At 41.2% G+C, this 25096-nt stretch carries 24 protein-coding genes, 2 rRNA genes and 1 riboswitch (1 of these 27 cut by a window edge); of the genes, 18 read left to right on the forward strand and 8 right to left on the reverse strand.

Annotated features, from left to right (window positions below; genetic code table 11):
* Positions 1-1779 (forward strand): 23S ribosomal RNA (locus ACN6MY_RS11150); it begins 1153 nt to the left of the window's first position.
* 190 nt (positions 1780-1969) lie between these two features.
* Positions 1970-2086: ribosomal RNA gene (gene rrf / locus ACN6MY_RS11155) — 5S ribosomal RNA — on the forward strand.
* Positions 2087-2765: 679 nt separating this feature from the next.
* Here rrf and ACN6MY_RS11160 read toward each other — a convergent pair.
* Entirely contained in the window at positions 2766-2978 is a 213-nt protein-coding gene (locus ACN6MY_RS11160) for a small, acid-soluble spore protein, alpha/beta type (RefSeq protein ID WP_419883975.1), read from the reverse strand.
* Positions 2979-3180: 202 nt separating this feature from the next.
* On the opposite strand from ACN6MY_RS11160, the gene ACN6MY_RS11165 reads away from it, so the two are divergent.
* The gene (locus ACN6MY_RS11165) at positions 3181-4062 is read left to right on the forward strand and encodes a DMT family transporter (protein ID WP_419883976.1); all 882 of its coding nucleotides are present in this window, start codon (positions 3181-3183) and stop codon (positions 4060-4062) included.
* A gap of 75 nt (positions 4063-4137) precedes the next feature.
* A riboswitch (cyclic di-AMP (ydaO/yuaA leader) is annotated at positions 4138-4282 on the forward strand.
* 177 nt (positions 4283-4459) lie between these two features.
* Positions 4460-6286 carry an APC family permease gene (locus ACN6MY_RS11170; RefSeq protein ID WP_419883977.1) on the forward strand — a complete coding sequence of 609 codons (1827 nt, stop codon included), beginning with the start codon at positions 4460-4462 and terminating at the stop codon, positions 6284-6286.
* Positions 6287-6588: 302 nt separating this feature from the next.
* On the opposite strand, the gene ACN6MY_RS11175 is transcribed toward ACN6MY_RS11170, so the two are convergent.
* Positions 6589-7008, reverse strand: coding sequence for a hypothetical protein (locus ACN6MY_RS11175; protein ID WP_419883978.1), 420 nt, complete (start codon positions 7006-7008; stop codon positions 6589-6591).
* A gap of 608 nt (positions 7009-7616) precedes the next feature.
* Between ACN6MY_RS11175 and ACN6MY_RS11180 the strand changes: the two genes are divergently transcribed.
* The 4 genes from ACN6MY_RS11180 to coaW all read left to right on the forward strand — a co-directional run bounded on the left by ACN6MY_RS11180 (position 7617) and on the right by coaW (position 13299).
* The gene (locus ACN6MY_RS11180; RefSeq protein WP_419883979.1) at positions 7617-8045 is read left to right on the forward strand and encodes a DUF2621 family protein; all 429 of its coding nucleotides are present in this window, start codon (positions 7617-7619) and stop codon (positions 8043-8045) included.
* A gap of 153 nt (positions 8046-8198) precedes the next feature.
* Positions 8199-9344 carry an exonuclease SbcCD subunit D gene (locus ACN6MY_RS11185; RefSeq protein WP_419883980.1) on the forward strand — a complete coding sequence of 382 codons (1146 nt, stop codon included), beginning with the start codon at positions 8199-8201 and terminating at the stop codon, positions 9342-9344.
* A complete protein-coding gene (locus tag ACN6MY_RS11190) occupies positions 9341-12472 on the forward strand; it encodes an AAA family ATPase (RefSeq protein WP_419883981.1) in 3132 nt (1043 codons plus the stop codon). Before ACN6MY_RS11185 ends, ACN6MY_RS11190 begins: the two co-directional genes overlap by 4 nt.
* 23 nt (positions 12473-12495) lie before the next feature.
* Entirely contained in the window at positions 12496-13299 is an 804-nt protein-coding gene (gene coaW, locus ACN6MY_RS11195; RefSeq protein ID WP_419883982.1) for a type II pantothenate kinase, read from the forward strand.
* Positions 13300-13340: 41 nt separating this feature from the next.
* Here the strand turns inward: coaW and ACN6MY_RS11200 are convergent, their stop codons facing one another.
* Together ACN6MY_RS11200 and ACN6MY_RS11205 are read right to left on the reverse strand one after the other, a co-directional pair.
* On the reverse strand, positions 13341-13748 hold the full coding sequence (locus ACN6MY_RS11200; RefSeq protein WP_419883983.1) for an Hsp20/alpha crystallin family protein: 408 nt from the start codon (positions 13746-13748) through the stop codon (positions 13341-13343).
* Positions 13749-13955: 207 nt separating this feature from the next.
* A complete protein-coding gene (locus ACN6MY_RS11205) occupies positions 13956-14099 on the reverse strand; it encodes a small acid-soluble spore protein P (protein WP_419883984.1) in 144 nt (47 codons plus the stop codon).
* Positions 14100-14250: 151 nt separating this feature from the next.
* Between ACN6MY_RS11205 and ACN6MY_RS11210 the strand changes: the two genes are divergently transcribed.
* Positions 14251-14511: a hypothetical protein gene (locus ACN6MY_RS11210; protein WP_419883985.1), complete on the forward strand. Its 261-nt coding sequence runs from the start codon at positions 14251-14253 to the stop codon at positions 14509-14511.
* Between the two features lie 177 nt (positions 14512-14688).
* Here ACN6MY_RS11210 and sspO read toward each other — a convergent pair whose 3' ends face one another.
* The gene (gene sspO, locus ACN6MY_RS11215; RefSeq protein WP_071352957.1) at positions 14689-14838 is read right to left on the reverse strand and encodes a small acid-soluble spore protein O; all 150 of its coding nucleotides are present in this window, start codon (positions 14836-14838) and stop codon (positions 14689-14691) included.
* 432 nt (positions 14839-15270) lie between these two features.
* On the opposite strand from sspO, the gene acnA reads away from it, so the two are divergent.
* The 8 genes from acnA (at position 15271) to ACN6MY_RS11255 (ending at position 22845) form a co-directional block, all read left to right on the forward strand.
* Complete coding sequence (acnA, locus tag ACN6MY_RS11220) at positions 15271-17982, forward strand: aconitate hydratase AcnA (protein ID WP_419883986.1); 2712 nt, start codon at positions 15271-15273, stop codon at positions 17980-17982.
* A 161-nt stretch (positions 17983-18143) separates the two neighbouring features.
* Positions 18144-18680 (forward strand): peroxiredoxin family protein, encoded by a 537-nt coding sequence (locus ACN6MY_RS11225; protein ID WP_419883987.1) that lies wholly within the window; start codon positions 18144-18146, stop codon positions 18678-18680.
* Between the two features lie 124 nt (positions 18681-18804).
* Positions 18805-18933 carry an FbpB family small basic protein gene (locus ACN6MY_RS11230; RefSeq protein ID WP_083392255.1) on the forward strand — a complete coding sequence of 43 codons (129 nt, stop codon included), beginning with the start codon at positions 18805-18807 and terminating at the stop codon, positions 18931-18933.
* A gap of 66 nt (positions 18934-18999) precedes the next feature.
* A complete protein-coding gene (locus ACN6MY_RS11235; protein ID WP_071352952.1) occupies positions 19000-19143 on the forward strand; it encodes an acid-soluble spore protein N in 144 nt (47 codons plus the stop codon).
* A gap of 78 nt (positions 19144-19221) precedes the next feature.
* The gene (tlp, locus tag ACN6MY_RS11240) at positions 19222-19455 is read left to right on the forward strand and encodes a small acid-soluble spore protein Tlp (protein WP_071352953.1); all 234 of its coding nucleotides are present in this window, start codon (positions 19222-19224) and stop codon (positions 19453-19455) included.
* A 137-nt stretch (positions 19456-19592) separates the two neighbouring features.
* Positions 19593-21959, forward strand: a complete 2367-nt coding sequence (locus ACN6MY_RS11245; protein WP_419883988.1) for an AAA family ATPase — start codon at positions 19593-19595, stop codon at positions 21957-21959.
* 1 nt (position 21960) lies between these two features.
* Positions 21961-22389, forward strand: coding sequence for an acyl-CoA thioesterase (locus ACN6MY_RS11250; RefSeq protein WP_419883989.1), 429 nt, complete (start codon positions 21961-21963; stop codon positions 22387-22389).
* Positions 22390-22524: 135 nt separating this feature from the next.
* Positions 22525-22845 carry a hypothetical protein gene (locus ACN6MY_RS11255; protein ID WP_419883990.1) on the forward strand — a complete coding sequence of 107 codons (321 nt, stop codon included), beginning with the start codon at positions 22525-22527 and terminating at the stop codon, positions 22843-22845.
* A 206-nt stretch (positions 22846-23051) separates the two neighbouring features.
* Here ACN6MY_RS11255 and ACN6MY_RS11260 read toward each other — a convergent pair whose 3' ends face one another.
* Entirely contained in the window at positions 23052-23342 is a 291-nt protein-coding gene (locus tag ACN6MY_RS11260) for a HesB/YadR/YfhF family protein (RefSeq protein ID WP_419883991.1), read from the reverse strand.
* A 486-nt stretch (positions 23343-23828) separates the two neighbouring features.
* Here ACN6MY_RS11260 and ACN6MY_RS11265 point away from each other — a divergent pair, with 486 nt between their 5' ends.
* On the forward strand, positions 23829-24158 hold the full coding sequence (locus ACN6MY_RS11265; RefSeq protein WP_419883992.1) for a PadR family transcriptional regulator: 330 nt from the start codon (positions 23829-23831) through the stop codon (positions 24156-24158).
* An 89-nt stretch (positions 24159-24247) separates the two neighbouring features.
* Here ACN6MY_RS11265 and ACN6MY_RS11270 read toward each other — a convergent pair whose 3' ends face one another.
* Positions 24248-24388, reverse strand: a complete 141-nt coding sequence (locus tag ACN6MY_RS11270; protein WP_419883993.1) for a YycC family protein — start codon at positions 24386-24388, stop codon at positions 24248-24250.
* An 88-nt stretch (positions 24389-24476) separates the two neighbouring features.
* Positions 24477-25067, reverse strand: coding sequence for a glycerol-3-phosphate 1-O-acyltransferase PlsY (gene plsY, locus ACN6MY_RS11275; RefSeq protein ID WP_419883994.1), 591 nt, complete (start codon positions 25065-25067; stop codon positions 24477-24479).
* Positions 25068-25096 lie beyond the last annotated feature (29 nt).

A 25096-nucleotide genomic window follows, 5' to 3' on the forward strand; every position in this document is an offset into this window, starting at 1 on the left:
CGAGTGACTCCGCGCCGAAAATGTACCGGGGCTAAACGTATCACCGAAGCTGTGGATTGACACCTCTGGTGTCAGTGGTAGGAGAGCGTTCTAAGGGCGTTGAAGCTAGACCGTAAGGACTGGTGGAGCGCTTAGAAGTGAGAATGCCGGTATGAGTAGCGAAAGAAGGGTGAGAATCCCTTCCACCGAATGCCTAAGGTTTCCTGAGGAAGGCTCGTCCGCTCAGGGTTAGTCAGGACCTAAGCTGAGGCCGAAAGGCGTAGGCGATGGACAACAGGTTGATATTCCTGTACCACCTATTCATCGTTTGAACGATGGGGGGACGCAGGAGGATAGGGTAAGCGCGCTGTTGGATATGCGCGTCCAAGCAGTTAGGCCGGAAACGAGGCAAATCCCGTTTCCATGAAGGCGGAGCTGTGATGGCGAGGGAAATATAGTACCGAAGTTCCTGATTCCACACTGCCAAGAAAAGCCTCTAGTGAGATGAAGGGTGCCTGTACCGCAAACCGACACAGGTAGGCGAGGAGAGAATCCTAAGGTGTTCGAGAGAACTCTCGTTAAGGAACTCGGCAAAATGACCCCGTAACTTCGGGAGAAGGGGTGCTTTTTAGGGTGAATAGCCCGGAAAAGCCGCAGTGAATAGGCCCAGGCGACTGTTTAGCAAAAACACAGGTCTCTGCGAAGCCGCAAGGCGAAGTATAGGGGCTGACACCTGCCCGGTGCTGGAAGGTTAAGGGGAGAGGTTAGCGCAAGCGAAGCTTTGAACCGAAGCCCCAGTAAACGGCGGCCGTAACTATAACGGTCCTAAGGTAGCGAAATTCCTTGTCGGGTAAGTTCCGACCCGCACGAAAGGTGTAACGATCTGGGCACTGTCTCAACGAGAGACTCGGTGAAATTATAGTACCTGTGAAGATGCAGGTTACCCGCGACAGGACGGAAAGACCCCGTGGAGCTTTACTGCAGCCTGATATTGAATTTTGGTACAGCTTGTACAGGATAGGTAGGAGCCTGAGAAGCCGGAGCGCCAGCTTCGGTGGAGGCGTCGGTGGGATACTACCCTGGCTGTATTGAAATTCTAACCCGCGCCCCTGATCGGGGCGGGAGACAGTGTCAGGTGGGCAGTTTGACTGGGGCGGTCGCCTCCTAAAGAGTAACGGAGGCGCCCAAAGGTTCCCTCAGAATGGTTGGAAATCATTCGCAGAGTGTAAAGGCACAAGGGAGCTTGACTGCGAGACCTACAAGTCGAGCAGGGACGAAAGTCGGGCTTAGTGATCCGGTGGTTCCGCATGGAAGGGCCATCGCTCAACGGATAAAAGCTACCCCGGGGATAACAGGCTTATCTCCCCCAAGAGTCCACATCGACGGGGAGGTTTGGCACCTCGATGTCGGCTCATCGCATCCTGGGGCTGTAGTCGGTCCCAAGGGTTGGGCTGTTCGCCCATTAAAGCGGTACGCGAGCTGGGTTCAGAACGTCGTGAGACAGTTCGGTCCCTATCCGTCGTGGGCGCAGGAAATTTGAGAGGAGCTGTCCTTAGTACGAGAGGACCGGGATGGACGCACCGCTGGTGTACCAGTTGTCTTGCCAAAGGCATAGCTGGGTAGCTACGTGCGGACGGGATAAGTGCTGAAAGCATCTAAGCATGAAGCCCCCCTCAAGATGAGATTTCCCATAGCGCAAGCTAGTAAGATCCCTGAAAGATGATCAGGTTGATAGGTCTGAGGTGGAAGCGTGGTGACACGTGCAGCTGACAGATACTAATCGATCGAGGACTTAACCAAATTGAAAAGCGGAGAAAGCCTGCATAAACCGGTAGGATGATGGAGCTTCTGGCGGAAGAGACGGACGTCTCAGACAGAAGAAGCGAAGCAGCCGTACGGTTTGGCTTTCGCAGCCAGACAGCATGTATTGTTCCTGAAGTTCAAAATCTTCTTCTATTATCTAGTTTTGAAGGAACAACGTTCCTCATAGTTTGGTGGCGATAGCGAAGAGGTCACACCCGTTCCCATTCCGAACACGGCAGTTAAGCTCTTCAGCGCCGATGGTAGTTGGGGGTTCTCCCCCTGTGAGAGTAGGACGCCGCCAAGCAGACGAAGGGCCAGCAAAAATGCTGGTCTTTTTTATATGGAAACTAAGTTTTATAGTAGTCAAAATAAGAAACTAATCCCAGCTGCCAACTCCCGAATTTTTACAGAAAAATAAACTGAAGCAAAGGAGTAAACGCTGGAGCGGGTAGTATGCACGCGGAGCGGAATGAAACGAATGAAGGCTCATGAAGTGATCTGCCGGTTAGCCTCCTTAAAGGGTTTTTAATAGAGCATATAGACTGGAGGGGATAGGTGCTGGTTTTAAGGACTTCTGCTAAAACCGTTGCTTGTGTGGCAGCAGAGAAGTCAGGACGTCCTGTGATAGCAGGAAGCTACAATGCAAGTGCTAACTGAATGCTGGTTTTAATATGCACAAAGCAATTATTTGGGATTTTCAGAAGACAGTGTACGACTATAAAAGTGGATCGTATACACTGCAGTGCCGCCCTATAATGACGTAACACATGTGGATTTTTTAAAATTTGGCTCAGTCAATCTTTTCTGCGGATTTCCTCATGCAGACAGGAAAATAAAATTAAACTTAACTGCAGTTAACATAATTAATTAAAACAAAGGCATTCTGATACAATCCTGATCAACTTAAATTACATTGCAGACTATAACTAAACATAATAAGACTGCCTGCATGTGCAGGCAGTCTAAGCCATTAATATTTAATTTTATCGAGTACCTGCTTGCCCAGCTAATTGTGATTGAGCTGTAGCTACTAGACGTTTTGTGATTTCTCCGCCAACTGATCCGTTAGCGCGTGCTACTGTTTCTGCACCTAATTGTACACCAAATTCAGAAGCGATTTCATACTTCATTTGCTCAAGAGCTTGTTCTGCACCTGAAACTAACAATTGGTTGTTGTTGCTGCTGCGATTTGCCATGTGTTTTCACCTCCTTACATGTTAATCTTCCTAAAATGCATGGTTTAATACCATTGTAAATATTGGATGATTATTCATTCCTGGTGAACATGTTAAAAATGTATCATTTTTAAATTTGATTGAATTTTCCAGGCTTATTATTTTATTAATTTAACGTATTGCAGTAATATTGGTAAGTATGATTTTTAAAGGAGGCATCTACATGAAACAACTTTCACAAAAAAGGACGGTCTTGATTCTATCCTTTCTTGTTATAATGTGGGGAATTAATTGGCCGCTGTCTAAAATGGCTTTAAGCTATAGTCCGCCGCTATTATTTGCGGGAATACGAACAATTTTAGGCGGAATCATTCTGCTTGCAGTTGCACTGCCCCGTTACAGGCTGCTTAACTTCAAGAAAAACTGGAAAGCTTATCTTATTTCAGCCGTTCTTAATATTATCGTTTTTTATGGCTTTCAAACGGTAGGATTAGGATATATGCCAGCAGGGCTTTTTTCTGCAATTGTATTTATTGAACCTGTGTTGCTTGGAATATTTTCATGGATGTGGCTTGGGGAGTCCATGTATCCCCTGAAAATTGCTGGCCTGGTGTTAGGCTTTGCAGGTGTCGCTGTTATTAGCTCTGGAGGGTTTACTGGAAGCATATCTGCAGCTGGTATATTATTTGCGCTTATTTCTGCGCTTGGATGGGGTCTTGGAACGGTTTATGTCAAGAGAACAAGTGACAGGGTGGACTCAATCTGGATGGTAACACTGCAGCTCCTAATAGGAGGTTTATTTTTATTGGCTGCGGGTTCAAGTACAGAAAACTGGGGAAACATTGACTGGAATGTTCCGTTTGTCTCAAATCTGCTGTTTATCTCAGTATTTGTAATAGCATTTGGCTGGCTTGCATTTTTCACATTAGTCGGTTCTGGAGAAGCAAGTAAAGTAGGTTCTTATACTTTCCTTATTCCGCTCATTGCCATTTTTTGCAGTTCATTTCTGCTGCACGAAACTATAACGTTAAACCTTCTCGCGGGACTTTGTTTAATCATTATCAGCATCTGCTTTGTTAACATCAAATTCAAGAGCAATCCATAAATAAAATTAATTAATGCCAAACAAAATTTTTATTTACAAAATTAGAACGTCACGGTATGATATCAACAGTTTCATATTTCTAAATCGCTGAATCAATTCGAACGGGGAAACCATTTTTGTGGCATATTCTTGCCACTGGGGTGAATCCTAATTTTTTAGGTAGGGCTACTCTTTGGCCCAAATCCGACAGCTAACTCCGTAGGCGTATAGGAGAAGAAGGTGAAGCTGGTGTGACTATGCATTTTTATGTCCACAGGGCTGCTTGTTTATGCCTTGCGGATTTTTTTTGTCTCTTTTTAGCCGCATATCACTTCTTCTCTAGAATTATAGTCTCCCGGCGATTTAAGTTATGTATACAGGGTACTATAATAACAAAACATGAATATGGTGGTGTACTATGTTATCAGCGGTTAAACGACTTTTAATCGGCCGGCCTTTGAAGTCTAATGAACTAGGCGATCAAAAGCTTAATAAGCTGAAAGCCTTGGCGATTCTTTCGTCCGATGCATTGTCTTCTGTGGCTTATGGTCCCGAACAGATTTTGCTTGTATTAATAACAATAAGCGCAGTAGCTTTTTGGTACTCCCTTCCTATTGCTGTGGGTGTCCTATTTTTATTGACAGCACTTATTCTTTCTTACAGGCAAATCATTTACGCTTATCCGCATGGCGGCGGGGCTTATGTAGTATCTAAAGAAAATTTAGGCCGAAATCCTGGATTAATAGCAGGAGGATCGCTGCTTGTTGACTACATACTGACAGTAGCAGTTAGCGTGTCTGCAGGAACGGATGCCATCACATCGGCGTTTCCGGGTCTGCATCCATATACGGTGCCTATTGCGGTGGTGCTAGTAATTTTTATAACGATACTGAATCTCCGCGGGATTACAGAATCAGCTTCAATCCTTGCTTACCCGGTATATTTATTTGTGCTTGCATTATTCATAATGCTAGTGGTCGGGCTATTCCATATCACTTCCGGAGATGTACCGTCTAATCTTCATCCGCATTTTGGGACCCCTGTTGCCGGCATTTCGCTGTTCCTGCTGTTGAGGGCTTTTGCTTCCGGATGTTCTGCACTGACAGGAGTCGAGGCAATCTCGAACGCAATACCCAATTTTAAAGATCCTGCTCCGAAGAATGCAGCCAAAACATTAATGGCAATGGGATCATTATTAGCTGTGCTGTTTACCGGAATTGTTTTTTTGGCCTATTATTATGGAATTACGCCTAAAACAGAGGAAACAGTCGTTTCACAAATTGCTGAAGCTACATTTGGAAGGAATATTTTCTATTATTTCATCCAGGGAACAACAGCCTTAATTCTAATCCTGGCTGCCAACACAGGCTATTCGGCTTTTCCTCTTCTTGCCTTTAATTTGGCTAAAGATAAATTCATCCCCAGAATGTTTACGATGAGAGGGGACCGGCTAGGATATTCAAATGGAATCATTACATTGGGAGCTACTTCAATCCTTTTGATTATTATTTTTAATGGGCAGACCGAACAGCTTATTCCTTTATATGCAGTGGGAGTGTTCATTCCATTTACATTGTCGCAGACAGGCATGCTGGTTAAGTGGGTCAGAGAAAAGCCAAAAGGCTGGATGGGAAAATTAATCACAAACCTTATTGGCGCGCTGATCAGCTTTACGGTCATGATGATTTTCTTTATTACCAAGTTTGGGCAGGTATGGGCTGTGCTGATTTTCCTGCCTCTTATCGTTTTAATGTTTCACAGCATCAAGAAGCATTATGATGCAGTAGGCGAGCAGCTAAGCTTAAAATCCTGCGAGCCCATCCTTCCTATAGAAGGAAATATCATCATTGTGCCGGTAGCCGGTATGACACATGTTGTTGAAAACTCAATCAATTATGCAAAGTCTCTTACAGCCGACCAGGTCATTGCTGTCTATGTTGCTTTTGAACGTGAAGATGAAAAATCATTCGAAGAGAAGTGGAAAAAGTGGCAGCCGGATGTCAGGCTTGTTACTCTGCATTCTTATTATCGAAGTGTTATTCAGCCGTTAACGAAATTCATTGATACTGTAGAACATAAGGCCAGTGAATCGAATTACAGGGTCACGGTGCTGATTCCTCAGTTCATACCGAAGAAAAGCTGGCATAATATCCTTCATAACCAGTCGAGCCTATTGATTCGCGCTTACTTGCTTTATAAGCGTAATGTAGTTGTGACCACAGTACCATTTCATTTAAAAAAGTAATAAATTGTAACAGCTTTGCAGGCTATAAGCAAAGCTGTTTTCTTTTTAATTGGCTGTTTTCGTAAACTTTGTTGCTATTGAACAAGGTGGTTGATTTCCGCTCCAGGATGCTCGCTTTCCGCGGGCGGTCGGTGAGCATCCTCGGCTGCGCCTGCGGTGTCTCACCTGTTCCGCTATCCCGCAGGAGTCTCGCACCTTACGCTCCAATCAACCTGCCTTAACGATGGGATTACCTCACAGAACTTATTAAAAAACAACATTCTTTAAGAAAAGAGCCTTTTAATTTTGTTCAATAGGCAAGGTTAAATTTTTTTATTACTTGTCCTGCAAAAAAGATTAAGAACTAGTATATAAAATGGATACACTATTAATCCTCCAATGATGAAAAGGCCAGAGGCTGAATTTGGGTCGTCTCCACCATAAGTTATTGGAAATAAAGAAACGAATACATAAATTAAAAGGATGAAATAGGGTATCCATAAGATGGCAGTCCAAAGGTTTGCTATTCTTCTGCCCAGCCATTTTTTAGATGAGGAATAAAGGACAATTGTGCCAGCAATTATTTCAATTAGAAGCGTAACAAAAGTCAAAAAATGAATTGCATTAATCCCCCAGCTTGTTAGCCTGCCAATTCTATAAACATTCACCATAAGTTCAATTGGAATAAATACGATAAGAGCATATATAATACTTACAATATTTAACTTGAAGTAATATTTCATTTTAATCTCCCAGCATCTTCATTTTTTTTGAAACGTACTGCTCTGTTTTAAAAAGGCTGTATTCGTAAACTTTGGTACTATGTAACAAGGTGGTTTATTTCAGCTACAGGATGCTCACTTTCCGCGGGGACGGGCGGTGAGTCTCCAGGCTGCGCCTGCGGGGTCTGCCTGTTCCGCTAATCCAAGCAGGAGTCTAGCACCTTACCCTACAATTAAACAGACTTAACAATGGAATCGCCTCACAGAATACAAAACAACAATCTTTAAGAAATGAGCCTTTAAAATAGAAATTTTATTGAATATTGGAATATCTTCATGCTGCATATTTCTTGTGAGTATAAATAAAGTTGTATCATGAAAAAAGGCCCATTGCATTCTTTTGTAAGATTTTTTTATACTTTCAGTTTTTTGGCAACATACAGTATAATGGAAAAGAACAATTATAAATGGTAATAATTAATATTTATATAGCAAACAGCAGGAAAGGTCCAAAAACAAATAGGTTCTTAGACTGAATGACGCGAATAAATGGGTTCTGACTTTGGAAAGTATTCTCCGTTTTATGAGATATATATTAAAATTCTGCAATAATAGGGAGGCAAAACATCATGCTTGATGGGTGGTTTTTGTGGTTTATTCTTTTTTGGGTAGTGGTCCTGGTATCCATGATGAGTATAGGCGGCTTTTTTATGTTTCGAAAATTCCTTAAAAGGATGCCGAAAAATGATGGGAAATCGGACATGGACTGGGAGGAATATTATGTCGGCATGACTAAAAAGCTGTGGCCACAGCAGCAAAAGGAGCTGCTGGAGGACTTGGTAAGTCCAGTGCCCGAGCTATTCAGGGATGTTGCCAGGCAGAAAATAGCAGGAAAGATCGGTGAATTGGCCATAAAAGAGAAGGCTCCTATGATTACTGAGGATATTGTCATCCGGGGATATATCATGGCTACTCCAAAAAGGGATCATAAATTTTTACGGAAAAAGCTGTTGGAGCGGAAGGTGAATCTCCATACATATGAAAACCTTTTTAATTAAGGGAAAGAGCAGACTTAAAAAAGTGTGCTTTTTTTTTGGAAATCAGGCCATGAAGCCAGAGTTTCCATTAGTTGGTGTATCCGGAACGTATGTGCCCAAGCTGTTTTTTTGTTATAATACAATCAAATCATTATAGGGACGGAGTGAAATACTTTGAAATTCATACATACGGCAGATTGGCATTTGGGAAAAATCGTTCATGGAGTACACATGACTGAAGACCAGCGGCAGGCGCTGCTTCATTTCATAAATATTGTAGAGGAAGAAAAACCGGATGCGATTATTATAGCAGGGGATTTGTATGATAGGTCGGTACCTCCAACAGAGGCAGTTAATTTGCTGGATGAAATGCTATTTACATTGAATGTGGAGATGAAAACTCCAATTGTCGCGATTTCGGGAAATCATGATAGCGCTGAAAGACTATCATTTGGTTCATCCTGGTACAGACACAGCGGGCTTTATTTACAAGGAAAGCTGGATGATAATTTTCTGCCCGTGAATGTAGGAGGAGTTAATTTCTATTGTATCCCTTTTACAGAGCCGGGTGTGGTAAGACAGCTCCTTGATGACGAGCGTATACACTCACATCAGGATGCGATGCAGGCCATGATTCATAAAATAGAGAACACGCTGAATCCTAACGAGCCTAACGTGCTTGTAGGGCATGCCTTTGTTTTAGGCGGGAAAACCAGCGATTCAGAAAGAGTCTTGTCAGTTGGCGGGACAGGCTGTGTGAACAGCGATTTGTTTGATGCATTTGATTATACAGCTTTAGGTCATTTACATAGTCCTGATGCCATTTCTGATCCAAAAATTTTCTATTCTGGTTCTCTTATGAAATACTCTTTTTCAGAAGCCAGGCAGAGGAAATCGATTTCTATTATTAATATGGATGCTGACGGGTCCTTTGAATTGTCATATCGGCCAGTGCAGGCAAAAAAGGATATGAGAGAACTTGAGGGACACATGGAAGAATTGCTTGATCCTGGATTCTATCAGTCTCAAAAGCTGGATGATTATCTCAAAATTACTCTGCTTGATGAAGGTGCCATTCTGGATCCAATCAGCAGATTGCGAAAGATATATCCGAATGTGCTTCATTTGGAGAGGAAATGGGATTTGATTGACAGCAGAAGAAAGCAATCTTTTTCTTCCGTTAAAGATGATAGAAAGTCTGAACTAGAACTTTTTGAAACATTTTACCGGGAAATGACAGATAGGGAATTCGATAGGTTCAAACGGGATGCTATGACATCTGTCATTGAGGATGTAAAAAAAGAGGAGGCGCTAAAATGAGACCCCTTCATCTAGTCATGCAGGCATTCGGTCCATACGCCGGAAAAGAAACTATTAATTTTGAAGAACTTGAGAGCCGGACCATGTTTGTAATTTCGGGGAAAACAGGAGCAGGCAAAACCACTATTTTTGATGGAATCAGCTTTGCCATATATGGAAAGGCAAGCGGGGAAGATCGAAATGGAATGGAGCTCCGGAGTCAATTTGCCCAAAGTGATCTGCTGACAGAGGTTGCCTTGACCTTTGAATTACGGGGGAAAACCTACTATATAGTACGTTCACCCCAGCAGGAAAGAAGAAAGAAATCGGGCGAAGGCACTACAATTGTAAATGCAAAGGCTGAACTGTATGAAATAGAAGAAAGCAGCAAAAAATTGCTGGGCTCCAATGTCAGGGAAGTGGAAGAAAAGATCAAACAATTGATGGGTCTGGATGCGAACCAGTTCAGGCAGATTTTAATGATACCGCAAGGAGAATTCCGAAAACTGTTGACCTCAGAAAGCAAAGATAAAGAGCAAATCCTCCAGAAGCTTTTTCATACAGAAATGTATAAAAATATTGAAGAAAAGCTGAAGGAAGAAGCTGCATTATTAAAGAAACAAAGCGATAGATCCCGTCAGGAAAGAGTTTATCTGATAAGGAACATTCAGCCAGGGGATAACGAAGAATTAAGAATGTATATCGCTGCAGAAGATCCCAATGAAAACAATATCTTGCCGCTGCTGACTGAAGAATTATACAAAAATGAAATGAACTTACAAAACCTGGAAGTCGCTAATGTTCAAAGGCAGAATATAAGGGATGAAATAAAAGCGGAAATAATCCGGGCAGAGGGGCTTATCGCCACATTTCAAGAGCTTGAAAGAAAGAAAACGGAAAAAAAGTCTTTAGAATTGCGAAAATCTGAAATTGATGAAAAAAAATCAGCCATTGCTCTGGCCCAGCGTGCAATTGCCTTAGAAAAGCAGGAGCATTTTTACCTTAGAATCGGCAAACAGCTGAATGAAGTCCGGCAAGAATTAGATAAACAAAGGAAAAATGCTGAAACCCTCAAAGAGAAAAAGGTTCTTCTGGAAGAAAACTATGAAATTGAGAAAAAAAGAAGCAGCGAAAGAGAAGAGGTTTCAAGAGAATTACACCGTTTGCAGCAGCTGAAAGGTTCTGTGGAGGCATTTAGCCAATACAGCAAAGCTGCCGTTTTGGCAGAAAAATCCTGGAAAGACACTGAGGAAAAAAAATCCACAACAGAAAAACGTTTGAAAAATTGTGAAGAAACGGAAGAAAAGCTGCTTGCAGAAAAAAGACATTGTGAACAAGCTGCGGTGAATTATGCTGGAAAAGAAAGAGAAACAGAAAAAAACCAGGAGCGTTTGGATAAAATCACCTATTTTATGGAGCTTTTTCAAACGACGGAAATAGCTGAAAGAGAACGGATTAACAAAGAAAAAGCATTAAACCTGGCTTCAGGCGATCTCTTGCAGGAGAGAAGCCGTATGGAGGAGCTAAATCACAATTGGATGGGAAGCCAGGCCAGTTTATTGGCCCAGTCACTGATTCCTGGTGAAGCCTGTCCTGTATGCGGAGCAGCCGACCATCCAAATCCGGCAGCAAGTAGCTTATCCATGCCTTCAGAGGCCCAGCTGAAAAAGCAGCAGGAAATTTTAAAGCTCGCAGAAGAAAAGAAAAGCAAAGCCGAAGCGGAATATTATAAAGCGGATATAAAATATTCCTCACTTTTGGAGGACTGTGATCAAAAAACAGAGCAATTGAAAAAGCTGATTTCAGCTTTTCAAGCAGATAAAATCAACGAGTATTTTCTTGATGCCAAAAATAACAAAATAATTCTTCTAAAAGAGACAGATGCTCTTCGGCTGAAAAGGGATGATTTGCCTAAAATAGAAAATCAATTGGCACTGCTTAAAGAAGAAAAAAATAAGTTTATAATGGATGCTGAACAGCTGAAAACACAAGAAGAACAAGCCAGGTTGCATTATTTAGAAGCCCGGGCAAAGCTTTCCTCTTTAAAAGATGGCCTTCCTGAAGAAATTAGAACACCTGAAAAATATCATCTGGCGTGTACAAATATGGAGAATAAGCAAAAAGAGCTCCAGGAGGCTCTGGACCGCTCACTGACATCGCTTCAGAAAGCCATACAGGAAGAAGCTGTCCTTTCCGCTAACATACATTCTCTTTCAGGGAATGAAGCGAATTTGGCTGAAGAACTGGCCGGGGAAAGGAATCGTTTTAAGGAGGAGCTGCTGCAGCAGGGGTTTGATTCTTATGGCGCATATACAGCTTCAAAAAAATCAGAAGCTGAGATTGTTGCCATAGAGCACGAAATAATTGCCTATGAACAAAAATATCATACGGTAACTGGCCTTTATCACCAGCTTGAGTTAACTTTAAAAGGAATAAGCATGCCCGATATAAATGGAATGCAAAAGAGGCTCGAAACAGCTGATTCCCAAATTGCGGAGTGCAGAGAGCTGTTTTCGAAACTTGCCGGAGCAATTCAGGAAAATAACAAAATAAAAGCTGATTTAGAAAGAATTAAGCTTCAGCAAAAGGAACTTGATGAAAAGTTTGCCGTAATCGGACATCTTCATGAAATCTCCAAAGGCCAGAATCCTTTTAGAATTACTTTTGAGCGATACGTATTGGCTGCTTTCCTTGATGATATATTAAAAGAAGCGAATCTGCGCTTGATTAAAATGACTAGTGGCCGTTATCAGCTTCTCCGCAAGATTGATCCGACTAGGAAAAATATTCAGAGCGGTCTGGAGTTATCCATATATGACCAATATACAGGCCAGGAACGGCACGTAAAAACCCTCTCAGGAGGAGAAAGCTTTAAAGCAGCCTTGGCCCTGGCCCTTGGCTTAGCAGATGTAGTGCAATCACATTCGGGCGGAATCTCACTTGAAACCATGTTTATTGACGAAGGTTTCGGAACGCTGGATCCGGAATCGCTGGATCAGGCAATAGAAGCATTGATGGATATTCAAAGCAGCGGACGCCTTGTAGGGATAATTTCACATGTTCCTGAATTAAAAGAACGGATAGATGCACAGCTTGAAGTCATTTCAACACAAAAGGGCAGCCGGACAGAGTTTCACTTCACCGGCTAATATTAAAGACAGGAGGAAAGGTGATGGTTCAATCAATCGGCATAGATGCAGGCGGCTCATTGCTAAAACTGGCATATATAGAAAAGGGGCAGCTTCATGTAAAAGCTTATGATTACAGTGATATAGAAATGCTTCTTCAATGGATCGCAATGGTTGGCCGCGAAGCAAAAATTGGTTTAACAGGAGGCAAAGCTGCCTTTGTGCAGAGCAAGCTCCCGATTAAAGCCAGCTATGCAGATGAATTTGAAATGACATTATCCGGAGCGGCTTTTCTGCTTTCCAGAGAGGAAAAAAATACGGCAGCAAAGATCCTGGTTTCCATCGGTACCGGCACATCCATTTACTTATTACATGGAACAGAATCAAAAAGGATTTCAGGCAGCGGATTGGGCGGAGGAACACTGACCGGCTTATCTTCACTGCTGCTGGGAACGGCTAACTTTAAGGAGCTTGTTTCATATGCGGCAAAAGGTGACAGGTCCCAGGCGGATTTGCAGGTCAGGGATATTTATGGAAAAGAGAACCCGCCTATTCCCGGTCATTTTACTGCAAGTAATTTTGGAAAAGCTGCACAAATGGGCAATCCGGCAAAAGAGGATATCGCTGCATCATTAATGGGCATGATAGCTGAGACTGCAGTATTGTTAGCAGTAGGGGCTGCGCATGCAAACCGCTTAAAAGATATCTGTTTTATTGGAGGAACTCTGGTTAACAATATTCCGCTTAAGCAGGCAGTGAAAGAGGCAAGTGCCGCATTTGGCTGTGAGGCGCATTTTCCTGATAGGGGAGAATACAGCGGTGCAATCGGCGCACTCATTTCACTGTAGCTGCCGCTTGAAAAACAAAAGTAAAGCGAATGAATTGTTTTTCATTCGCTTTTAATGTAAAGAATATCGTTCTTGTTTTTTTCTTCAAGATGCTTGTTAATTTTAATGGTCAATATGTGGCTTTCTAACTCTGCAGTGATTTTTTTATTTTCTATAGAATAAGGAAAGCAGATGCTTCTTTCTAAGAAATTGCCGGCCGGTTCCTTTTGGCAAGCAACTTTTTTGTTTACACGAACGATAATTGTATCTCCCTTGAAAATCACACTAATTGATTCCATATGAGGAACTTCCAGCAAACACTCAATGATGTATTCCTCACTTGATTCGTACAAATCCATCCGAAAAGTCATTATGTCCAGATAGCTGGTAACAGGGTCTAAAAAATACCTTGACATCCACTCGTCAATTTTATCATTTTCAAGTTCCTCATTGGATTGCTGATTCCCCATACACTTACCTCCGTTTTGCCTTTGGATAGTATATGTAGTGAAATCATAAGAAGTGTAGAGAGGGAGGCACGTATATAAGCAAAGAAATCGCAGGCTAATTCTTTGCAATTTAGCCTGCAATTACTTTTTGAGCTTCGAAAGGTAACCCGATGTTCAGATGACTTCCTTTTACTTCAAGGAACTATCCAATGCAGGGCATATGTTTTTCTACATATCATGTCCGCTGTTATGCTTTTGGCGGGAATGATTCCTATTTTTTACTTTATGGGAACCGCTTAAGGGAGCCGGCTGTCCTGATTTTTCTCCTTTAGGTGCATTTCTTCGGATATCTTTTCCATCGTTTTTATTCATTGTTTACCCCTCCTGATTATTAAGATTGGCTTTTTTCTTTATTTTATGCTATTGTTCCCCTTGCTTTTTTCGTGTTAAGAAGAGCCTCACATACATATTTACTGAATGTCGGCACATTATAGTATTGAAAACGAAAAAAGGAGTGCTGCATATGCTAAATCATCAGGATAAGCGGAGAACTTTTCAAGAAGCGCAGCAAAGCGTAAAGCAAGTCCAGGATGCCTATGTTGATATTATCACTGATAGTCCAGGGTATGGACATCAGCTTCAGCATCTGAAACAGGAAGCAAACGAAGCTTTTCAGCAGATACAAACGGCTCTTGGCAGTGCCTCAGAGCATCAGCGAGTACAGCTTGAACAATTTCAAAAGGATATCAGCGGCATATTAAGCGAATTGAATGCTGAAGGATAACAACAGATTAAAAGCAGGCTGCTTTCATGTGAAGCAGCCTGCTTTTAATTTTATAGTATGAAAAAAATTAATATTAAAGTATGATGTATTAATTTTATTGATACTAAATTACCACTAAAAAGCAGTAACGGCACACCCTGAAGCGATTTGCAGAATGACGGTACTGCTTTTTTAATGTTACTGATTTTTCTTACGCTTCTTATTATTTTGTTTTTGCTCTTCTGTTAAGGGCTCATTTTGAAACTCTTTATTGAATCCAGCCCCAATTCCTTGGGCTTTTGCATCGTTCATCCCAGGGATTACGTGATTAGCTTTTCGATTTGACAAAAGAATTACCTCCATTCATCCCATTTAGACCGGCAGTAAAACCCCCCTGAAATGGAAGTTTCGTTTTATAGGGTGTGATAAGAAAAGTTAATTATGCAAGTGATAAATTTGTTTTGTTAGAATAATATGTACTGTGAATAAAAAAGGGAGCGGTATGGAAGTTTCCTTTAGGGTACCGGCTTTAAATTGCCTCAGGAATTACCAAACCAAATCACCATAAGGAATACTTATCAAAAACAATAACTTTCTTGATATTTACTTATATCTATTTCTATATTAAAATTTAATTGTGAGAAAAGTGAGGATGGGAGAATATTCAAACTTTTCGCCAAACAATTATTTATTTTTGTAAACTTGGCTGTTCTTTGTAGGCCATGTTTACTCTTATGCTCAGATTTACTATCTGACATTCCTAACAGGGGGTAAGAAAACATGACGAAAAATGATATTTTTCAAGCGCGTTCATCATTTGATCTTAATGGAAAACGCTACAATTTTTACAATTTGAATGCTTTAGAAAAAGCAGGTGCCGGAAAAGTTTCCAGGCTGCCATACTCCATTAAGGTATTGCTTGAAGCTGTGCTTCGCCAGGTTGATGGCAGAGTCATTACCAAGGAGCATGTTGAAAATCTTGCTAAATGGGGAACTAGCGAACAAAAAGATATTGACGTGCCATTCAAGCCTTCACGTGTTATCCTGCAGGATTTCACGGGTGTCCCAGCTGTAGTTGACCTTGCATCCCTTAGGAATGCGATGGCTGCATTGGGTGAAAATCCGGATAAAATTAATCCTGAAATTCCAGTTGATCTGGTCATTGACCACTCTGTACAAGTTGATAAAGCTGGAACTCTCGATTCATTGGAAGTCAACATGGATCTTGAATTCGAGCGTAATACCGAACGTTACCAGTTTTTAAGCTGGGCACAAAAATCCTTTAATAACTATCGTGCAGTACCGCCTGCAACCGGGATTGTCCATCAGGTAAACCTGGAATACCTGGCTAATGTAGTTCATTCAATTGAAACTCCAAATGGAGACCATGAAGTCTTCCCTGATACTGTTTTTGGTACAGATTCACACACTACCATGATTAATGGCATCGGTGTATTAGGATGGGGCGTAGGGGGAATTGAAGCAGAGGCAGGCATGCTTGGACAGCCATCATATTTCCCAGTGCCTCAGGTTGTCGGTGTTAAGCTGACTGGCAAGCTTCCAAATGGCACAACGGCTACTGACCTTGCATTAAAGGTAACTCAAGTTCTCCGTAAACATGGAGTTGTCGGCAAATTCGTTGAATTCTTTGGTCCTGGAGTTTCATATCTACCATTGGCTGACCGTGCAACCATTGCCAATATGGCGCCAGAATATGGAGCTACTTGCGGATTTTTCCCTGTTGACAGTGAAGCAATCGCTTACCTCCGCCTGACAGGCCGTGATGAAGAATTGATTCAAATCGTTGAAACATACAGCAAGGAAAATGGACTATTCTATTCTCCTGATAAAGAAGATCCGACCTACACAGATGTTGTGGAAATTGATCTGGCTGACATTGAACCAAACCTTTCCGGACCAAAACGCCCGCAGGATTTGATTCCTCTTTCCCAAATGCAGCAATCCTTCAAAGAGGCTATTAATGCCCCTTTGGGAAATCAAGGTTTCGGTCTTGAGGCATCTGAACTGGATAAAGAGGTAACAGTGAAATTTGCTGATGGCCATGAATCGAAAATGAAAACAGGTGCGATTGCCATTGCGGCCATTACAAGCTGCACTAATACTTCAAATCCATACGTTATGCTTGGTGCCGGCTTGCTTGCGAAAAATGCCGTGGAAAAAGGCCTAAGTGTGCCGGACTATGTCAAAACTTCGCTGGCCCCCGGATCTAAAGTAGTTACAGGATATCTTCGTGATGCTGGCCTGCAGCCGTATCTCGATAAATTAGGCTTCAATATTGTAGGGTATGGATGTACAACTTGCATTGGGAACTCTGGACCATTGGCCGAGGAAATCGAAGCGGCAGTTTCAGAAGCAGATCTTCTTGTAACTTCTGTTTTATCAGGAAACCGTAACTTTGAGGGAAGGATTCATCCTTTAGTAAAAGCTAACTACCTTGCTGCACCTCCATTAGTCGTCGCTTATGCTCTTGCTGGAACAGTGAATGTGGATCTGCAAAAAGATTCTCTTGGCAAGGATAAAGACGGCAACGATGTTTACTTTAATGACATTTGGCCGTCTCAAGATGAAATCAATGAAGTTGTGAAAAGGACAGTAACTCCAGAATTGTTCCGCAAAGAATATGAAACAGTATTCAATGATAACAAACGCTGGAATGAAATTCATACAAGCAATGAAGCATTATATTCTTTTGATACTTCATCGACTTACATTCAAAATCCTCCGTTCTTTGAAGGATTATCTCCAGAGCCTGGAACAGTCAACCCTCTTTCCGGACTGCGTGTAGTCGGCAAATTTGGTGATTCAGTAACGACTGACCATATTTCTCCGGCAGGTGCCATTGGAAAAGATACACCAGCAGGGAAATATTTGCGTGCTAATGGTGTTGAACCGCGTGATTTCAACTCTTACGGTTCACGCCGCGGAAACCATGAAGTCATGATGCGCGGAACCTTCGCAAACATCAGGATACGCAACCAAATCGCTCCAGGCACAGAAGGCGGATTTACGACATATCATCCGACAGGCGATGTGATGGCGATTTATGATGCATGCATGAAATATAAAGCAGACGGCACGAGCCTTGCTGTTCTGGCCGGCAAAGATTACGGTATGGGAAGCTCCCGCGATTGGGCTGCAAAAGGAACAAACCTTCTTGGTATTAAAACAGTCATTGCCGAAAGCTTCGAACGCATTCATCGTTCTAATCTAGTATTGATGGGAGTTCTTCCTCTTCAATTCAAAGAAGGCGAAAATGCAGAAGTCCTTGGATTAACAGGAAAAGAAGCAATTGATGTTGCTATCGATGAAAATGTTAAACCGCGCGATATAGTAAAAGTGACTGCAACTGACGAAGACGGTAATAAAAAGGAATTTGATGTACTTGTCCGTTTTGACAGCGAAATAGAAATTGATTACTACCGCCACGGCGGAATCCTTCAAATGGTATTGCGCGACAAGTTAAAAGCGTAAATAAAGTTTTAAGGCAATCAGAAACGGCAAACCTTATATTGGTTTGCCGTTTTTTGTAATCAACTTTTCTGTATATAAAAGGGGATTTTTGTTATTATCAAAACAAAGAATTAAAATTTGGATTTTTTACCTTGTTTTATAAAGCTTAACAGGGGGTTAATATGATTAAAAAAATTATTGCGGCTTCTGTTCTTATACTTCTTATCACCGTTGCTATTGTTCAGGCTATGGATGATGGCAAAGAAAAGGGGAAAGAAGGCCCACAGAAATCGGGAAGTATGAAAATTGGTGAAAAGGCACCTGACTTTGAACTTAATACGCTTGAAGGGAAGAAAGTAAAGCTTTCAGAATTTAAAGGTAAAAAGGTACTGATCAATTTTTGGGCCACTTGGTGTGAGCCTTGCAAAGAAGAAATGCCTCACTTGGAGGAATTTTATAAAAAATCCGCCTCGGACACTGCTGTTCTTGCTATAAATATTGATCCTGAAAATGACGTAAAAGGCTATGCAGGGAAAATGGGACTCACCTTTCCCATTCTTTTGGATAATCAGGAAAAAAGCAAAGCAGTGAATGAACGATATGGGGTAGCTGCTGTTCCAAGCAGTTTTTTAGTCGATTCTAAAGGGATCATTCGGCAAAAATTTATTGGGGCCATTAATTTTGATGTAATGAAAAAAAGCATAGGTCAATTAAAATAAGTATTTGGGCATTGCCAGGTTTCCTATGACGGAAACCTGGCATGCCTTTTTTTGGTGGTATGATGTCATAATTTTATGTAAATTTGGAGATACTGATTTTAAATACAACGAAAAAGGTGAAATTATGAAAAGAAGAAAAAGATCGTTTGAAGATTTAGTGCTTGAAAACAAAATGGAGCTTTTAAAGGATTTGAAGCAGATGGAAAAAATTGAAGAACGGCTGGAAAACAGGCATATGTTAAAGGCTGAGTAACCTTCAAAATATGTCAGTAATTTTTCCTCTTTTTAAGTAAAAGATAAAAAAAAGGAGGAGATAAACATGGGCAATCCAAAAAAAGATTCTAAACATTTTACACCAAGCCATATTGGTACCAAATCAAGGTCATTTGGCAATAATAAAGGAAAGCAAATGGGAGATAAATCCGGGGAGCATCCTCAAGTTATCCAGACAAAGGGTGAATGACTGGATTTAATTTAGTTATTTGTAATTTTATTATGTTAACTTAAAATGCTTACAAAACACTGTGGAGGTAATGATGCAATGACATATAACAAGCCAAATCCCGACGATCGTTCAGATAATGTAGAAAAATTGCAGGACGCTGTCCAAAATACAATTGAAAACATCGATAGGGCGGAAGAGTCTCTAGAATTTGCTACAGGGGATGAAAAGCAGCAAATTATGGATAAAAATGAAAGAAGAAGAGACAGCATCCAGGGGATGCGGAATGAAATAAAAGATGAAGACGCTGCACGAAAAAACGGTTATCAATAATAAATGTATCGATCATCATTTTTGGAAAAAAGGGAGAAAAAGCATTAGCTTTCTTCCTTTTTTGCTTTTCATCCCCTTAGAGCACAATAATAAGTAAGACGGTGAAAATATGATAAAATTACATATAGAATGCAGGAATGAAAGATGTGATAAAGCTGGAAACAAGAGAACAGATAAAAGAAATGGCAGCAGAAAGAGCAGCGCGGTTTTCTAATGAATTAGAAAGCCTCGGTTACATTAAAAATCAAGAGGAGTTAATAAAGTTGATCCAGCTTTATGATGAGCCAGGCAGTAAAGCTGATAAGCTAAAGTCGGAGTTATTTGGCATGCTTGCACAGTCCCAAAAAGAAAGGTATGGTGAAGATTCGTTATATAAGGCATGGCTGAGGAAGGCGAGTGAATTGGATCCGGACAACCAAAGAGTGAATGGACTGCTGGCAGAGTCAAATTTGGAGAAATTCAGAGATCTGGCAGAACCCCTTGTTTTCCCTATAATCCGTGAAACAGATAACCGTACGGCTAAAAAGAAGATAGCGGATGAATATATAAAAAAATGCGAAATATTCCTTGGAAAACTGGATACGGCTGTGCGTGATTTAGAAGTTGGAATTGGACGCGCCCAAAAACTTGGGAATGAGCCGCTGGTTTCTAAATATCAGGATTTGGCTAATATGGCCAATGAGATTTCCTTAGAGCTTTCTGGGCTCCACGCAGCATCTAAAGAATATGGTGAATCGATTACCGGGGTATTTTACACTTCTACTCATTTTTTTGATATGCAGGTACATATCAGCCGCCTTGGGAGCCTGAGATCTGATTGGAATGAAATCTTCAGTGAGAACTTAGATGTACAATCAGAACAGGATGCTGGCCCGCTGGATGAATTGCAAAACATGATAGGGCTATCCTCGGTAAAAAGAAGAGTGAATGATTATTATCATTTTCTGCAGTATCAGCAAAGAAGAAAAGAAATGGGGTTTAGGTCAAAAGACGGGCAAAGCATGAATATGGTTTTGACTGGGAATCCGGGCACCGGTAAAACGACGCTGGCTCGTCTTTTTGCACGGATTTATAATAGCCTTGGTGTATTGCCTCAGGAGAAGGTATATGAAGTCGATCGTTCTCAGCTAATTGGAGCGTATGTCGGGCAAACGGAAGAAAACGTGAAGGCTGCCGTTGAGAGGGCAATTGGCGGAGTTCTGTTTATTGACGAAGCCTATAGCCTTAAGCGGGATGGCCAGTCAGGCAATGATTATGGCCAAACTGCAATAGATACACTGGTTTCTTTAATTACAAGCGAAAAATATTCCGGAAAATTTGCGGTTATACTTGCTGGCTACCCGGATGAAATGAGGCAATTCCTGAATGCAAACCCTGGACTTCGCAGCAGATTTCCTCAAGCGAACCATATTCATCTTGTAGATTTCTCTACAGAAGAATTGCTGCTGATCGCTGAAAAAACAGCAAGGGAAAATGATTATTTTTTAACCAGTGAAGCCAGGATTGAACTGGGAAAAAGAATTGAAAAAGAAAAAGTGGATGAAACATTCGGAAATGCCCGGACCGTTAAGGACATCATTACAGAGGCCATTTTTAAAAAAGGCTCAAAACAAGGACTGGATGAAGATATCTTTCAATATACACTGCTCAGCAAAGATGATTTTGAAGTACAAGAAAATGATGCTTCGGTTTCAGCGTTGTCACAGTTAAATCAGCTGATAGGGCTTTCGGAAATAAAAGAGGAAGTTCAGACACTTGCTTCTTTTGCTGAGGTTCAGTCTTTACGCAGAAAAAGATCCCTTCCTGGTGTTCCAATACAGCTGCATGCTGTCTTTACCGGAAACCCCGGCACAGGGAAAACCACTGTTGCCAAAATATATTCCAGGCTCTTAAAAGAAAGGGGAATGCTGAAGCGCGGCCACTTAATTGTCACAAGCAGGGCGGATTTTGTTGCAGGATATGTAGGGCAAACTGCAATCAAAACAAAGAAGAAGATAAGAGAAGCTCTAGGCGGCGTCCTGTTTATCGACGAGGCATATTCTTTGTTAAGCCACACTGAAGGCGATTTTGGCAAAGAGGTGATTGATACGCTCGTAGATGAGATGACTAAACATAATGAAAATCTTGTTGTCATCCTGGCTGGCTATCCGGAAGAAATGAAAAGCCTGCTGCTGAGCAATCCCGGCCTTCGTTCCAGATTTAAAAAGTTCTTTAATTTTAAAGATTACACAGCGGAAGAGCTGATTTCAATAATGGAAAGCTATGCAGGGAATTATCACTATGAGCTTGCAGATGATGCAAAATTATTGCTCTTAGAAAACCTTAGAAGAAAGCCGGTAAAGGGAAACGGGCGCTTTGCTGCAAATTTAATCGATGAAAGCATCCAGCTGCAGTCTTCCCGTCTATTTAGAGAGCCAGAGTTAATGGAAGAACAAAATAATTTATCGCTGCTGAAAAAAGAAGACATCAAAGCAGCATTCAAAAAAGCAGAAAGCGGGGATTAACTTGCTGATTTCAGAAAAGGAAATAGAAGTGAGATATGCGGAAACGGATCAAATGGGAGTGGTGTATCATACAAACTATATTGTATGGATGGAACTGGGCAGAACAGAACTGGTAAAGGACCTTGGTTTTAATTACGCAGAGATGGAGAAAGACGGAATTATATCTCCAGTAATTGATGTAAATGTTTCCTACAAAAGTCCAGTGCGGTACGGAGAGACAGCACTAGTTAAAACATGGATAGAGCATTATGATGGCATACGGATCATTTATGGTTATGAAATTTATACAGAGTCAAATGATCTTGCTGTTTCAGCCACTTCCTCGCATGTTTGTGTAAAAAAAGACAGCTTCAGGCCTATCTCCATTAAAAGGGTGTTCCCGGATTGGCATGAAGCTTACGAATCGAATAAGAAAGCAGATGAAAAGTAATGGGAGCGGATTTTCCCAGTTATACCGGCAAATATGACACTAATTGGTATATCCAGCTATCAGCAGGAGATGAGGGAAGAGCCCGTGCTGATGTAAATGATTGCAGCCTGTTTATTGAAAAAGGAGGAAACATTATTGGCTTTTGGGATAAAAAGAAAAGATCTTTTGGAATGGAAAAATAAAATCCAAAAAGGGGAAATTGCATTTCTGACCCATTTTTGGCTTGATGACCGTTTTCCTGGTTGTACAACGGTCACAAAAGTGGGCTGCGGCGATTTAAAAAAGCTCGAAGCCTGGGGAGAAAAATATGGATTGAAGAAAGAGTGGATCCACCATCGGAAAGATGGCTACTCTCACTTCGATTTATTAGGTACCTCACAAAGAGATATACTCGAAAAGGAAGGTATATCTGATAAATTAATAGAGAAAAGTGCCCGCAATTCTCGCCCTTCATAAAAACCACCGGAGTCATAAGGAATGCACCCCAATCTAACAATTGGGGTGCATTTCTTATGACTAAATTTACAGACATAGATAAAATAAAAGGTGTAAAAACGGTATTTAAATAGACTCAGCGAAGTCTGCTGACTTCGCTGAGTCTATTGGGAATAATATATCGGTTTTTCTAAACTGGATTCAATAGATATTATTATTAATAGGGCCTATTTTTTATATAAAAATTCTGGTTCGTTATATTTCCGGTTAAACTCAATATGCAAGTCATTTCCGTCAAAGTACCATGAGTCGGTTTCTTCAACAAAGAATGAAATGCCCATTTTTTCAGTTTGGGCAGCTGGATTTTCGGGATCTGTATTGTTGACTCCCAATGAAAATCCGCTTTGTATAGGACTGTATCCTCCATATCTGGCGAAAAAACGGAGAGCATCTCCTTCTTTTAACGCCAGCTCGTCTTTATACCATGCTGCTGCTTCATCGTTAATAAATATTTTCATAGCAAAGTCTCCCTTCACACTAGTCATTAACAATAGTATATAGCAATGCTAGTAAAGAAGCGAACGATGAATCATCCGGGCAGGAAGCTGGCACTTGCGATGGTTCCGGTGGCATGTAAGGGAGTATAAAGGCATACCTTGACAGGATGCCTTTGCAAATTTTGAATCATATGAATCATTTATCTCTCTTTAAAAATCAGCTGGCGCAAAAATTCAGAAGAATTGCTATATTGTGTTAAAATATAGATATAAACTATGCTACTTTAAGATAACGGGTTGCTAGTCATGTGATATCAATTCTTCGGCTGTTCCAGTGACACTGGTAATATAAAATATCAGTTCTATAAGGGTTGGCGGGGGTTAGTTCATTTTGATTGAAGCTTACAGTATGGTATCAAAAATAACTGATGCAATTCTACATATCATTAATATGTAGTGAAAATTAAAGGTATATAATAATACGATATAGTTAAGGGGGCAGAATGGATGCGTAAATCCGAATTGCTGAAAGGCAGCACAGAAATGGTGCTTCTTTCAATTTTAAAGAACCGTGATATGTATGGGTACGAAATTATAGAGGAATTAAAAAGGATCAGTGATGGATACCTATTATTTAAAGAAGGAATGCTGTATCCGGCTTTGAAAAAATTAGAAGAAAAAGAACTTGTTAAAAGTTATTGGAGAGATTCTCTGGAGGGGCCAAGCAGGAAATATTACTACATTACCAAAAATGGGGTGCGCGAACTAAAGGAGCAAATTACTGAGTGGGAGCTTTTTCATGAGGTCATTAATAAAGTAGTCCATCACCAGAAGTGAGCAGGGGGATTTTAAAAGAACTGGACAAAAAAATAGAGAGCTTATCTCGGGCATTGCCTGCCTTCGATGGCTCTCTCTATTCTTGCTCTTTATTCCTTTTCCTTTGCTTCCATTTCAGCCATTTTTGCTATAAGAATATGTGGAGGCATATGCATGATCTGTTCAATTGGCACTGATAGTGATTTTGAAAGCTTAATGGCAGTTTCAGCCGATATTTGCAGAGGTTTCATATTAGCTCCTTTCTTTTCGCAGTACTGTCAGCTGCACAAATTAAAAGCCAGCCCCTATGTTTTGAAGTGTGAGGGCGGAAATATATTTTTAAATCCATTTTACTTTTGGCTCGGTTTTATCCAGAATCCGTTTAATGTTTGCACGGTGGCGATAAAAAATAAATATGGCCAGCACTCCAAGGACGAGTATCAGGGGCCAGTCGCTCCACTTAAAAATCATGGCATAGGCAAGTGAAACGATTGAAGCCACCATGGAGGAAAGAGAAACATATTTTGATAAGTACAGCGCAATAAAGAAGGCGGCTAATACTACAACGAATAGCAGGGGTACATAGGCAAGTACGATTCCTCCTGAAGTTGCTACAGCTTTTCCTCCGCGGAACCCTGCGAAAACAGGGAACATATGGCCGATTACAGCAAAAACTCCTGCCAAAAGGGGATGGATATGTGCTCCAATCATCATAGGCAGCATAGTGGCCAATGTTCCTTTTAATATATCCATTATGGTTACAGCCATCCCGGCTTTAAAGCCTAGCGTCCGAAAAGTATTGGTGCCGCCCAGGTTTTTGCTTCCATGTTCACGGATATCTGTTTTATAAAAGATCTTGCCGATAATCAAGCCGGACGGAATAGAACCAAGCAGGTAGGCAAGCGCCACTGTGATTATAATTAGTAACATATTGCAGCCCTTTCTTATATGTATTTATT

Origin of the sequence: Peribacillus sp. B-H-3, from assembly GCF_048572925.1 — a bacterium.
GTDB lineage: Bacteria > Bacillota > Bacilli > Bacillales > DSM-1321 > Peribacillus.